The sequence below is a fragment of the Mesorhizobium sanjuanii genome, from assembly GCF_002529485.1.
In the GTDB taxonomy this organism is placed as follows: Bacteria; Pseudomonadota; Alphaproteobacteria; order Rhizobiales; family Rhizobiaceae; genus Mesorhizobium; species Mesorhizobium sanjuanii.
The window spans coordinates 1-12,541 of the sequence record NZ_NWQG01000016.1; the positions used below are offsets into that span (position 1 = coordinate 1).

The following is a 12,541-nucleotide window of genomic DNA, read 5'->3' on the forward strand; positions in this document are numbered from 1 at the left end:
TTGTTGGTCTTGGCCTGGCGGGCGTCGCTCTCCGCGACATATTCCGCCATCGCTTTCTGACGAACGGTGGCGGCCTCTTCCTGCTTCTTGAAACGCAAATCGGCCCGCGCGCGGGCCGTATCCTTAGAATTCTCAACCAAGGGCTTTTCCAATCCCGTTATGATTTTCTGTGCCTTGATAGCAGAGCCAGCCTGCAAATGGCAAAATAAGTTGGTCAGGTAGCCGGCTCGCGACCCGCTTCTGGCGCCTTGCGGGCGATAACCGCTTCATATCCGGCCTGCAAGGTCGCGCGGACCGTGGGGCCTGACGCGGGGGAAGGCGTGCCCAGATGCTCGTGGCGCAACTCGTCCATGAACTTGTCCCACATTGGCGGGCCACCCTTTTCCAGCAGTTCGGCGCGGATCGAGAGCTCCTCGCTGACCGGCAGCCAGACGCGGCCCCAGGCGCCGAGATGGGCCAGGATCGGCACCAGGGTGATTGCCATTTCGGTCAGGCTGTAGATCGCCTTCTGCTTGTGGGAGGGATCGTCGGCCTTGGTCAGCATGCCCAGTTGCATCAGCCGCTTCAGCCGGTCGGCGAGGATGTTGGAGGCGATGCCTTCAATCGAACCATTGAGCAGTTCGCGAAAATGGCGTTTGCCGCCGAAAATCATGTCACGAAGGATGATCAGACTCCACCGGTCGCCAAACACTTCGAGCGACAGGTTGATCGGGCATCCGGACCGGTGATCGGTGCTCATGCGATTCTCCAGGAGAAAACTGGTTGCACTATCGTATCAGTTTTATTATGGTTCAACTGATTGCAAAACACAATCAGTTGCACGGAGGAGATAGCGATCATGACGAGCACCTTGGAACCCGACATCGCATCCCAGACATTTGGCGATCCGGCGCATCCGCCGCTGCTGCTGATTATGGGCGCCATGGCGTCGATGCTCTGGTGGCCGGAGGCGTTTTGCCGGCAACTGGCCGGTGAGGGTCTGTTCGTGACCCGCTATGACAATCGCGACACCGGCCGCTCGACCAAATATGTGCCAGGCGAGCCGCCTTACACGTTCGACGACATGGTGGACGATGCAATTCGCGTGCTCGACCACCATGGCATAAGCAAAGCGCATGTGGCCGGGATGTCGATGGGTGGCATGATCGCACAGCTTGTGGCGCTGAAATATCCGCCGCGCGTCCTCTCGCTCACCGCCATCAGCACGTCGCCGGCCGGGATTGATACGTCGCATCTGCCCGGGACGAGCGAGGCCTATAAGAAGCATTCGGCCAAAGGGGCTGACGTCGACTGGTCGGACCGCGACCAGGTGGTCGACTTCATCGTCAAGGACGCACAGGCCATCGCCAGCACCGCGCATCCATTCGACGAGGAGCGGACGAGGCGTTTCGTCGAACAGGATTACGACCGGTCCGGTGGCCTGTTGAGCGCAACCAATCATTTCCTGCTCAAGGGAGCGGACGGCGAGGGCGCGGAAGGCGGGGATGCCGATGATCGGAAAAGCGACCTGCACGAATTGAAGGTTCCACTCCTCGTCATCCACGGCACGGCGGACCCGATCTTTCCCGTCGAGCATGGCGCCGCTCTCGCCGAAGCCGTTGCCGGCGCGACGCTTGTCCGCATCGAAGGCGGTGGCCATGAACTGCATCCCGACGACTGGGCGGCGATTGTCGCCGCCATCGCGGCGCATTGCCGGGCCAGATAGAGCAGGGCGGGTCTTGAGGCGCACCATCCTGGCCGCAATAGTAGTGCAGCCGCATCTGTTTGACCCCCGGCCATCTGAGCAAGGCCAAACCGCGCGAACCACGGAAAGCAAAGCAATGTCCCTGACGATGCATCTTCACCCGCTGGCCTCATTCTGCTGGAAGCCGCTGATTGCGCTTTACGAGAATGGCACGCCGTTCGCGTCGGTCGTCGTCGATCTCGGCAACGAACAGTCGCGCGCGGCGTTCCTGAAACTGTGGCCGGCCGGCAAGATGCCGGTGCTGCGCGACGAGGCGCTGGACCAGACGGTGCCGGAATCGACGATCATCATCGAATACCTCAACGCGCACTATCCTGGACCGGTCGAGATGATCCCCGCCGATGTCGATCTCGCCCGCCAGGTTCGGCTGGCCGACCGGTTCTATGATTTCCACGTCCAGGAACCGATGCAGAAGATCGTCGGCGACCGGCTGCGGCCGGAAGGCAGGACCGATCCGTTTGGCGTCGAGCAGGCCCGTGCTCAACTGCGCGGCTCGTACGCCATCATCGAGCAAGACATGTCGTCTCGGACATGGGCGACGGGCGAGGCCTTCACCATGGCCGATTGCTCTGCGGCGCCAGCCCTGTTCTACGCCAACAAGGTCGAGCCGCTCGGTGACAAATATCCCGCGGTGAGACGTTATCACGACCGGCTGCTTGAGCGCCGGTCGGTGGCCCGCGTGATCGAGGAAGCGCAGCCCTATTTCAAGTTCTTTCCCTACAACAACGGTTGAAGCGGCAGTTCGATCTGGCTTTGCGGGCGGCAGCCGACCCGGATGTCAGTCAGGCCGACAGCATCAACTCCCAGGCGAGCCAAGCTCTCCCGCATCCCAGAACTGGTCGAGCCACAGGTTGAGCCGGAGGAAGCCGGCATTGCTGACGGTATAGATGCGCCTGGTGCCTTCGGCCTTGGCGTTGACCAATCCGGCCTCGAGCAGCACCTTCAGATGCTGCGAAACGGCCGGGCGCGAAACCGGCAAGCCGGCGGCCAGTTCGTTGACGGTCTTCGGGCCGCGCCGGAGCTCTTCCAAGAGATAGCGCCGGTTGGGATCGGCAATCGCCATGAAGGCGTCAGAAAAGTTCATGCCTTATTTGTGAGGCAAAGCCTTTCGAATCTCAACCGTCGGTTACATCTTTTCTGCGCGGGTCGAGCCGCAGCGCCTCCGGCGTCAGCGAACGCTCGGCCGGCTGCGTCGTGAAGGCGTCGCGATTTTCGATCGGTACCGGCGCGCGGCGACTGATGCGCAGCAGCGTGTAACCAGCCAGGCAAAGATGCGCGAGCGCTGTCGCCAGGAACAGGCCCTCGGGACGCATCCAGCCCATCAGGCCGGCGGCCAGCAACGGCCCGATCATCGTGCCGAAGCCATAGAGCAGCAGCAGGCCGCCGGACACTTTGACGAAATCCTCCGAGCGGGCATGGTCGTTGGCATGCGCCACGGCGATCGAATAGAGCGTGTAGGCGAAGGCGCCATAGGCGGCGGTGCAGACAAGGACGAAGACGCCGGCGCGAGGTTCGAACAGGAAGATGGCGATGGCGAACAGCGCCGCGCCGAAAGCTGCACCCGCAAGCACGAAGCGGCGGTCCGTCCTGTCGGAGAGGCGCCCGGCCGGAAGCTGCATGGCAGCGCCGGCAACGACCACCAGGCTCATCATCAGCGCGATTTCGGCCGTGGAAATGCCGATGCGGGCGCCATAGACGGCTCCAAGCGTGCCCCAGGCGCCATTGGCGATACCAATCAGAAGGCAGGCGATCGCCGACACCGGCGAATTGGCATAGAGGCCCTTGACGTCGAGCTTGACGTCCTGCAGCGGCTTGGGGTGCGACTGTGTCGAAACGGCGGTCGGGATCAGCGACAGGCAGAACAGGATGCCGGTAATCATGAACAGCGAGGCCGATTTCACGTCGCCGCCGGCAACGATCATCTGGCCGCCCATGATCGAGGCATAAGTGACCATCATATAGAGGCCGAAGACGGTGCCGCGGTTCTCGTTGGTGGCCTTCTCGTTCAGCCAGCTTTCGATGACCATGAAGGCGCCGGCCATGGTGAAGCCGGTGAAGGCGCGCAGCAGGATCCAGGTGTATTCGTCGATGATCAGGCCAGTCAGCAGCGCCACGATCGCTCCCGACGCGGCAAAGGCGCCGAAGGCCCTGACATGGCCGGCGCGGCGCACGATGCGTGGGGCAAAGAAGCAGCCGGTGACGAAGCCGCCGGCCCAGGCCGTCCCCATCAGGCCGAGCGACGCGGTCGAAAACCCCTCCAACTGGCCGCGCAACGGCAGCAGCAGCCCATGCAAGCCGGACGCCGCCAGCAGGAAAGCAGTGCCGCGAAGCAGCGAGAGGATTGGTCGGTACGTTGCGAACATTGGCTGATCCGGGCTGGAGCTTGGGGTGCGGGGTCGGAAGACGATTGCTTTCAGGCTTTTCGGCGGCGGCGCTTCAACACCGGAAACGATGCGCGCAAACTATCCGCGGCGAAACAGCGCCTCGGCCGCCGACTTGGTGGTGCTCTTGGCCTTGAGTTCAGCCTCCAGCCGCGCGATCTCGTCGCGCAGGATGCCGATCCGCTCGGACAGTTCATCGACCGAGAGCAGCGCCAGGTCCTGGCCGATCTCGTGCGGGCGCGCTTTCTTCTTGGGTTCGTCGTCGAAGATCGCCATCGTCGCTCCTCCCTGATGAGATTGGCCTGGCGAGGCGAATTGCGGGTTCGCTACATCAGTTTGGCCATTTGCCTGATTTGGCAATCAGCATACATAGGGCAGGGGTGCTGATGCAAACAGCCGGCAATCAGACCGGCCCAGGACAGTTCATGGCGAGCGCACAGAAAATTCCGGCGAAGATGACGGCCGTTGCAATCTCCGAACCCGGCGGGCCGCGGGTACTGAAGCCGGAAACACGCGACGTGCCATTGCCCGGCCCTGGTGAAATCCTGATCCGGGTGCGCGCCGCCGGCGTCAACCGGCCGGACGTACAGCAGCGCAAGGGCGCCTATCCGCCACCACCCGGCGCGTCCGACCTGCCCGGTCTGGAGGCGTCAGGCGAAGTGGCGGCCCTTGGCGACGAGATATCGCGCTGGCGCGTCGGCGACCGGGTTTGCGCGCTGACGCCGGGCGGCGGCTACGCTGAATATGTCAAGGTCCACGCCGGCAGCGTGCTGCCGCTGCCGGCCGGCTTCACCCACACCGAGGCGGCGGCGGTGCCTGAAAACTACTTCACCGTCTGGCATAATGTGTTCGAGCGCGGCGGCCTGAAGAGCGGCGAGACGCTGCTCGTCCATGGCGGCTCGTCCGGCATCGGCACCACGGCGATCCAGCTTGCGGCGGCCTTCGGCGCCTATGTCGTCACCACCGCCGGCAGCAAGGAGAAATGCGACGCCTGCCTGAAGCTTGGCGCCGACCGGGCGATCAATTACCGCGAGGAGGATTTCGTCGCGGCGGTCAAGGAGGCGACCGGAGGCAAGGGCGCCAATGTCATCCTCGACATGGTCGGCGGCGACTATGTGGCGCGAAACTACGAGGCTGCGGCGATGGAAGGCCGCATCGTCCAGATCGCCACGCAGGGCGGGGCGGTCGCCAGCGCTGATTTCTCGAAGATCATGGTCAAGCGGCTCGTCCACACCGGCTCGACGCTCAGGCCGCGCACTGTCGAATTCAAGGCGGCGATCGCCGCGGCACTCGAGGCGCAGGTGTGGCCGTTGCTCGGCACGCGCAAGGTGGCGCCTGTCATGGACATGATCTTCCCGCTCAAGGAGGCCTGGCGGGCGCATGAGCGGATGGAGGACGGCGAGCATATCGGCAAGATCGTGCTCGACGTCGGCTGACGAACCCGGAACAAGGCAGAGCGCTCCAACAAGCTGAACAAAAGCTTAATGCTGCAATGCACAATTGCATTGCGGCCATGCAAAAGCGTCTGTTCAATTCCTGGGCAGCGATGCCTATTTACGCGTCATCGAAACGAATTATCCAACAGATGGAGGACCACCATGAACCCGATCCGCGCTTTCCGTAACTGGCGCATGTACAATGAGACCGTCCGCGAGCTGAACAAGCTCAACGCCCGTCAGCTCAACGATCTCGGCATCAATCGCGGCGATATCGAGAGAATCGCCCGCCAGGCGCGTTGATTTCGAGCAGGTTCGGTCCGAAAGGCCGATCCGCCGAAAAAAAGCCAGAGCCGCCGCTGACAGTTTTTCGTCGCCGGTTCCGAGCCCGCTGGACGCAAGTCCGGCGGGTTTTGTTTTGGGCTGCAACAACCAATCAGGCTCAACGGCAATCTATGGTTGACCTTGGGTTCCAACATGGCATTTTGGGCGCGCGGGAATCGGTTGGCGTGGGAGCGCGGGCGATCCGGCTAGCTCCACGCTCCGAAAAGGCCGCGCGCCCCATGTTTGATGATCTTACCGACAAGATCTACGAGGCCGCCTTCGTGCCAGATCTTTGGGCAGATACGCTCGAAGTCGCCGGTAATCTTTCCGGCTCGGCCAACGGCGCCATCTTTCTGTTCAGTGACGATTCTCCGGTTCGCGGCAGACTAAGCGACGTTTCTCCGGTGGACGGCAATTCCGTCGAAGACCTCCGCTCCTTGTTTGATGAATTTGTCGCCGGCGACGCCTGGAAATTCTCTGATGTGGTACAGCGCATGTGCAGCTTGCAGCCCGCGAGCTTCGTGCAGGTCGAAGATTTCCTGACAGCCGAAGAGATCGAACGCGACCAGGTGCGGATACATCTGCGAGCGGCAGGCATCGGCGCGCATCTCTGTTCGGCGGTTGCCATGCCGAGCGGCGAACTCGTCACATTCGTCTTTCAACGGTGGACGAAGGATGGCCGCTACGACCGGTCGTCGGTCGACAGGCTCGATCAGCTTCGCCCGCATTTCGCGCGGGCCGGAATGGTCTCGGCGCGATTGGGAATGGAGCAGGCCAGGGCGACCGTCTCAGCGCTTGAGGCCATCGGGCTGCCGGCCGCGGTGATGACCGCGTCGGGGCGCGTGCTGACTGCCAACAGCCTCCTGGAAGACATGCCGGAAATTTTTCTGCCGACCGCCCATGGCGGCATGGCGATCGCCAGTGCCTCCGCCAATGCGCTCTTCCAGCAGGCCATCGTCGAGAACCGGCACAATTCCGCAGTGCGCTCCATTCCTGTAGCGGCGAACGAAAGCCGGCCGGCCCTGGTCATCCACCTCTTGCCGCTGCGCCGCGCCGCACATGATATCTTTTCCGGCGCCGACATTCTGGTTGCGGCGACGGCGGTCAGCGCCAGTTCGGTGGTACCTTCGCCCACCATCCTCGCCGGCCTGTTCGACCTGACGCCCGCCGAGGCCCGTCTGGCCGCCACGCTTTCGCAAGGGCGACCCTTGAAGGATGCCGCGTCCGACCTGAATATCACCGTGAAGACCAGCCGAACCTATCTGGAACGGATATTCGCCAAGACCGGAACGCGCCAGCAAAGCCAGCTCGTCGCCCTGCTCAAGAGCACGGAACCGCTCAACCGCGGATGATACTGGCAGCATCCGCCGGTCCATTGGTGGCCAACCGCTCAGTGGCCAAGCGCGGCAAAGCCAAGCGCCACCAAGGCTCCTCCCAGCGCGATGTCGGCATGCTTGCTGAAGCGATTGTAAAATCGACGCATGGCCGGTTGGGAAATGCAGAGTCCGAGGAGTCCAAACCACGCGATCGCAATGGCAAAAACCAATGCGACCACCGACAGCAGAGTCGTTACGCGACTATTTAAGGTCAGCGTCGAAGAGGCGAAAAACAGCGCGGTGGCGGGATTTGCCACTGCCGTGACGAAGCCTAGCCGGAAGTGCCGGACGATTGGCGCCGGCTTCGGCTCGATGGCGCCGGCCCTGATCGACAGCGCCCGCCGCATCGAATTCCATCCGATGAAGACCAGCATTGCGCCGTAGAGGCTGGCAGCCAACTGATGCGCAATGCCGCCTGGCGGCAATACGCCGGCTCCCGTCGCGACGACGGCAGCCAGCGAACTCGCGCCCAAGGCAACACCGGCGGCAGCCGAAAGCGCCGTGGGGCGAGACGCGGTTAGCCCGGCCTGCGCGACGACGGCAAAATTGGCGCCCGGCAGCATTGCCACAAGCGCGTAGGAAATGGCGAACGGAAACAACCCCGCCGCGACCGCATGCCCATTTTCCAACATCGATTGGCCCCGCACCATCGATGACCCGCAGGACAGGCCACCGCAATCGAAGCCGAAATCTGAACGAAAGGTGCGGTTCCCGACAATCGGCAAATGCCGACTGTTGGAGACTCTTTTTTGAAAGGCGGGGTGCTACCGGCCGCGCCCACTGAGCGGTTCCGTGCTCTTGAGCAATGCGACCAGCTCACTCTGCTGACGGGTACGTGTCTTGGAGAAAATCCGTTCGAGGTAGGTGCGGCAGGTCTTCACCGTGATGTTCGAACTGGCCGCGGCTTCCTTCAGCGTCCGCCCGGACGCCAATGCGGCGGCAAGCCGGGCTTCGGCTGACGTCAGATCGAAGAGGCTGCGGACATGCGTCTCGAAGCCATCTGGAGTGCGGCGGGCGACCTCCGTCACCATGATCATTGCGCACCGTTCCGAGGCCAGGCCGTAGGCGCGGGCATCGACGAATGGCGCAATCGCCAGCACCAGCCGCGTCAGGTCGGATCGCTTGTGATCCGATGGCAGGATCAGCGTTCCTCCCGTTCCGGGCATGGCGCCGTCCCGCAACGAGCAGGCGTCCGCGACCAGCCGCTGAAGCTCCTGCGCATCCCTGGGATTGGAGGCACCGATCGTGCCGCCATTCAGCGTCAATGGGCTGTCGGGCCGCGCCAGCATTGCCTCGGCGGCCTCGTTCATCTGTGCGATGTGCTGATGACCGTTCACCAGAAACACACCGAAGGGCAGGTGCGAGAAGGCCGATGCCAGCGCCGACGTGTTCTCCAGCCGCCGGCCGATCTGCCCGGCGCGCAGCACATGCGGCACGATCTTCTGCAACAGGTCGATGTCGTCGGCGCCGAACGCCTCCTGCTTCGAGCCGCGATGAAGGTCGAAAAACCAGTAGGAGCTGTTGAAAGCCAGAAGATTGGAGGCGAGTCCGTGATACATATCGCGCGGCCTCATCCAGTCCTGCCAAAGCTCACGATGGCGAAATCCGGCTCCGTCGTTCGCTATTCGGGTGCGATCATAGATTTTGCCCACCGGCAGCGCTGCCGCGACTGTGCTGATGGGATCACGCATGTGTGCAGCTGTCGCCTCGGGAGAACATAGCTTCGGGTCATGGACAGTCCCCACGGCGCTGCACGCCTGTTGATCGAGCCTCACGATACAGCTTCGAGATGCATTGAAAAGATCGCTCAGCCCTGTGACCACATCAAGCCAGCGTTCCTGATCGTAGGCGGCCTCGTAAATCTGGCCGACAACGGCGGAGACCGCTTCGATGGTGACGTCAGCCATGGGGTGCGATCCTTTGGGATGATCAGGTTTCGAGAGGAAGCCTAGCACGGCGAAGCTCTTGTGCAAGTCGCATCGGCGCCCAGCAAGTATAGCGCCGCCAAATCCAACGACACAAAAAATTAGCAATAATAAATATGTGTCCCTGAGGTAACAGCCTTGCCCGGCAAGTTGGTAACGGGCTCACAAATCGACGAACAGTCGTCAATTGACGACTGTTCGGGTCATCGCCTTGTCTGCACTCTCTGCTGGATCTGGAAATTCGACGGGGGTATTGCACGTGGTGGCAAGAATGGTCAGACGGGCAGACGGGACGTTGAGCGCCAGGCCCACAGGGGTCTACAAGTTAGGCGGCGTCTCGATCCGGACCTCTATTCTGGCCGGCTCAATGGGATTGGCCATCTCGGCATTTGCTTCCGAGAGAGCGTTCGCAGTCACATGTGGGGCAGGGAACGAAACCGCCGACGGGGACGCTAGCCTTGCCTGCGGTGACGGCACGGTCGTCTACGGCGATCGGTCGGTTGCAATCGGGGTATTCGCCACGGCCGGAAGCGAGAATACGCCATCCCAATATAACACAGCCGTTGGATACAGTGCCGATGCGTTCGGGGAAAGCGCTGCGATTGGCGCGGGCGCAAAGGCGGGTTTCGATAATCAGATCGACCCGAACCTGTACCACACGGCCATCGGCTCCGGGGCAGAAGCCGGGCAAGGTGCGAATGGCCTGATCCTTTCAACCGCGGTTGGTTACCTGGCCAAAGCCAACGCATCCTACGCGACTGCTCTGGGCTCCAACGCGACAGCTAACTTCACCGGATCGATGGCCTTCGGCTCCGGTGTCGCGACGACGCGCGACAATCAGGTAGCAATTGGCAACGGCTCAAACACCTACACGTTGGCCGGCATCAACTCGCAGGCGAGCAAGGACGCGCAGGGGGCACGACCTATCTGATGACAACCGACGGCAACGGCAATCTGCCCGCCTCCACTTTTGATGTCGCGACACTGGAGGGCCTGCCCGCGCAGGTCACGCAGAATACCAGCGCCATCGGCAATCTGAACACCACCGTGGGCAGTCACACAACCGAGCTTGCCGATCACGAAACGCGCATAACCAACAACACCAGCGCGATCGCAGTGCACACAACGCAGATCGCCGGTCTGGACTCACGGGTGACCACCAACACGAACAACATCACGCAGCTCGACGGCCGCGTCGGTGCGCTGGAATCCGGCTTTCAGGATCTCGGTGACCAGGTCAGCGAGAATCGCACGGAAGCGCGTGCCGGCACCGCGCTGGCGCTGGCCACGGCGGGATTGCGCTACGACGACCGTCCCGGCGATCTGTCGCTCGCCGGTGGGTTCGGCAATTTCAAGGGGCAGTCGGGTCTGGCGCTTGGCCTGGGCTATAACCCAAGCCAGGATTTCCGCCTGAACGGCGCCATCTCAGCGACGACCAACCGTGGCGATGTCGGCGTTAGCCTCGGCGCATCATGGACACTCAACTGATTTTGGCAAGGACGGTGCCGACCGCAAGCATGCGGCGCACAGGCATGCGGGCAAGCTGTATTCGGCGGGGGGCGATCGTTGCCAGTGCCATGCTGGCGCTGGCAACGATCGCTGGGCCGCTGCCCGCTGCCCATGCGCAGGCCAAGGAAAAGCGGGTAGGGCAAAAGGCGGCTGTCGCGCATCCCGCCAGCATCGACCGCAATGGCGTGTTGATCCTGACAAGAAGCGCACTGCTGGCGCTCGACCAGGCCAACAAGACCGGCAACTATACTGTTCTGCGTGATCTTGGCTCGCCGCATTTCCAGACCAACAGCGCAGCCCAGCTCGGCGACATCTTTGCCAACCAGCGCAAGCAAGGAGTCGACTTCAGCGCGGTTGCGGTGCTGGAGCCCCAATTGACGCTGCTGCCGCAGATTGAACCCAACGGCATGCTGCACATGGCCGGATTTTTTCCCTCCGTTCCGCTGCAGGTCAATTTCGAGCTTCTGTTCGAGCCCGTGAGCCGGCAATGGAAAATCTTCGGGGTCTCGGTCAACCTCACGCCGGGCGGTCCGCAGGCGCCGGAGACGCCTACAGGCGATCAGCCGAAACCCGCAGATGCCACTCCGCCGCCAGATGCGCCTTCGATTGCCGTCCAGCCGAAGAAGAAACCCAAACCGGTCAAGCCGTAGACGGTGGAGCGTCGGTGCAGTCGTGCAGCCACGTCCTTTTGCTCGGCCCCAATGTTGAGAGTTGTATCAAATTGGCCAACGAAAAAACGCATCAGAGGTATATTTGCATACTCGACCCGACAAACGCGTGGACGGTCTGGGATTGCGAGATGGAGATGCCGGCCTCGCTGGGAGGCCGCCACCTGACTGGCCGGCCAAAGGATCGAGCCGAAGCTGCGCGTGCAATTCTGGAGCGTATCGACAAGGGCAAGATGAGTAGCGGGTAGGTCGCATCAGTTCGTCGACCCGCTAAGGCTCTTTTGCAGTCCTCGCATGGTCTTCTGACATCACCACCCCCGCCTCTTCCCAAAAACGTTGCGAAATAGCAAGAGAGCGGTTATACAGGCCGCGAATTTCCCATTTTTGGTGGCTCTAAAACCACCGCCCGCGCGGGAACGCGGGCGAACGAGAAGGATTTTTCATAATGGCCAATACGCTGCTGATGCCCAAGGCGACCGCCGTCTGGCTGGTCGACAACACCGCGCTGTCCTTCGAACAGATCGCGCAGTTCTGTGGGCTGCATCCGCTCGAGGTCAAGGCGATCGCCGACGGTGAATCGGCGCAGGGCATCAAGGGCATGGACCCGATCATGACCGGCCAGTTGACCCGCGACGAGATCGCGCGCGCCGAGAAGGATGCGAACCATCGGCTGAAGCTGTCGGACCCCAAGGTGCGGGTGCCGGAATCCAAGCGCAAGGGCCCGCGCTACACGCCGCTGTCGAAGCGCCAGGACCGGCCCAATGCCATCCTCTGGCTGGTGCGCAACCATCCCGAACTGAAGGACGCGCAGATCGCGCGCCTCGTCGGCACCACCAAGTCGACCATCGACCAGATCCGCGACAGGAAGCACTGGAACTCGGCCAATCTGCAGCCGATGGACCCGGTGACGCTGGGCCTGGCCACGCAGATCGATCTCGACATGGAAGTCAACCGCGCCTCGCGCGGCCGCGAACAGGCGCAGCCGGCCGGCGATACGCTGCTGCCGGCGGCATTGACCGAGCGGCTGGTGCCGGCCCCGGAGAAGCCGAAGGACGAGGATGCCGAACTCGACGCCAGCGCTGTCTTCGCCAAGCTTTCGGCGCTGAAGTCGAAGGACAAGGAAGCGGACGACGAGGAGTAGGGTGGCCGGCGAGGCAATCAAGCCGGGCGGCCATCTC

General features: G+C 62.6%; 15 protein-coding genes. 9 read left to right on the forward strand and 6 right to left on the reverse strand.

Annotation, left to right across the window (positions count from 1 at the left end; translation table 11 throughout):
* Positions 1–214: 214 nt before the first annotated feature.
* Positions 215–739, reverse strand: coding sequence for a winged helix-turn-helix transcriptional regulator (locus tag CN311_RS03505; protein ID WP_097572014.1), 525 nt, complete (start codon positions 737–739; stop codon positions 215–217).
* A 99-nt stretch (positions 740–838) separates the two neighbouring features.
* On the opposite strand from CN311_RS03505, the gene CN311_RS03510 reads away from it, so the two are divergent.
* Both CN311_RS03510 and CN311_RS03515 read left to right on the forward strand, forming a co-directional pair.
* Positions 839–1,705, forward strand: a complete 867-nt coding sequence (locus CN311_RS03510) for an alpha/beta fold hydrolase (RefSeq protein WP_097572015.1) — start codon at positions 839–841, stop codon at positions 1,703–1,705.
* A gap of 115 nt (positions 1,706–1,820) precedes the next feature.
* Entirely contained in the window at positions 1,821–2,477 is a 657-nt protein-coding gene (locus tag CN311_RS03515; RefSeq protein WP_097572016.1) for a glutathione S-transferase family protein, read from the forward strand.
* Between the two features lie 63 nt (positions 2,478–2,540).
* On the opposite strand, the gene CN311_RS03520 is transcribed toward CN311_RS03515, so the two are convergent.
* The 3 genes from CN311_RS03520 to CN311_RS03530 all read right to left on the reverse strand — a co-directional run bounded on the left by CN311_RS03520 (position 2,541) and on the right by CN311_RS03530 (position 4,401).
* Positions 2,541–2,828, reverse strand: coding sequence for an ArsR/SmtB family transcription factor (locus CN311_RS03520; protein ID WP_097572017.1), 288 nt, complete (start codon positions 2,826–2,828; stop codon positions 2,541–2,543).
* Between the two features lie 31 nt (positions 2,829–2,859).
* Positions 2,860–4,107 (reverse strand): MFS transporter, encoded by a 1,248-nt coding sequence (locus CN311_RS03525; protein ID WP_097572018.1) that lies wholly within the window; start codon positions 4,105–4,107, stop codon positions 2,860–2,862.
* 99 nt (positions 4,108–4,206) lie between these two features.
* Positions 4,207–4,401: a DUF1192 domain-containing protein gene (locus CN311_RS03530; RefSeq protein ID WP_097572019.1), complete on the reverse strand. Its 195-nt coding sequence runs from the start codon at positions 4,399–4,401 to the stop codon at positions 4,207–4,209.
* A gap of 149 nt (positions 4,402–4,550) precedes the next feature.
* Here CN311_RS03530 and CN311_RS03535 point away from each other — a divergent pair, with 149 nt between their 5' ends.
* From CN311_RS03535 to CN311_RS03545, 3 genes are all read left to right on the forward strand, one after another.
* Complete coding sequence (locus tag CN311_RS03535) at positions 4,551–5,561, forward strand: NAD(P)H-quinone oxidoreductase (RefSeq protein ID WP_097572035.1); 1,011 nt, start codon at positions 4,551–4,553, stop codon at positions 5,559–5,561.
* A gap of 162 nt (positions 5,562–5,723) precedes the next feature.
* Positions 5,724–5,864, forward strand: a complete 141-nt coding sequence (locus CN311_RS03540; protein WP_008873877.1) for a DUF1127 domain-containing protein — start codon at positions 5,724–5,726, stop codon at positions 5,862–5,864.
* Between the two features lie 260 nt (positions 5,865–6,124).
* Complete coding sequence (locus CN311_RS03545) at positions 6,125–7,237, forward strand: helix-turn-helix transcriptional regulator (RefSeq protein WP_097572036.1); 1,113 nt, start codon at positions 6,125–6,127, stop codon at positions 7,235–7,237.
* 38 nt (positions 7,238–7,275) lie between these two features.
* On the opposite strand, the gene CN311_RS03550 is transcribed toward CN311_RS03545, so the two are convergent.
* Together CN311_RS03550 and CN311_RS03555 are read right to left on the reverse strand one after the other, a co-directional pair.
* Complete coding sequence (locus CN311_RS03550; protein ID WP_245440714.1) at positions 7,276–7,893, reverse strand: LysE family transporter; 618 nt, start codon at positions 7,891–7,893, stop codon at positions 7,276–7,278.
* 132 nt (positions 7,894–8,025) lie between these two features.
* Positions 8,026–9,168: a helix-turn-helix transcriptional regulator gene (locus CN311_RS03555; RefSeq protein ID WP_097572020.1), complete on the reverse strand. Its 1,143-nt coding sequence runs from the start codon at positions 9,166–9,168 to the stop codon at positions 8,026–8,028.
* A 313-nt stretch (positions 9,169–9,481) separates the two neighbouring features.
* Between CN311_RS03555 and CN311_RS33240 the strand changes: the two genes are divergently transcribed.
* The 4 genes from CN311_RS33240 to CN311_RS03570 all read left to right on the forward strand — a co-directional run bounded on the left by CN311_RS33240 (position 9,482) and on the right by CN311_RS03570 (position 12,504).
* Positions 9,482–10,117, forward strand: a complete 636-nt coding sequence (locus CN311_RS33240; RefSeq protein ID WP_245440715.1) for a hypothetical protein — start codon at positions 9,482–9,484, stop codon at positions 10,115–10,117.
* Positions 10,117–10,674, forward strand: coding sequence for a YadA C-terminal domain-containing protein (locus CN311_RS33245; RefSeq protein WP_245440716.1), 558 nt, complete (start codon positions 10,117–10,119; stop codon positions 10,672–10,674). Before CN311_RS33240 ends, CN311_RS33245 begins: the two co-directional genes overlap by 1 nt.
* A gap of 29 nt (positions 10,675–10,703) precedes the next feature.
* On the forward strand, positions 10,704–11,345 hold the full coding sequence (locus CN311_RS03565; protein ID WP_245440717.1) for a hypothetical protein: 642 nt from the start codon (positions 10,704–10,706) through the stop codon (positions 11,343–11,345).
* A gap of 463 nt (positions 11,346–11,808) precedes the next feature.
* The gene (locus CN311_RS03570) at positions 11,809–12,504 is read left to right on the forward strand and encodes a DUF1013 domain-containing protein (RefSeq protein ID WP_097572021.1); all 696 of its coding nucleotides are present in this window, start codon (positions 11,809–11,811) and stop codon (positions 12,502–12,504) included.
* Positions 12,505–12,541: the final 37 nt, after the last annotated feature.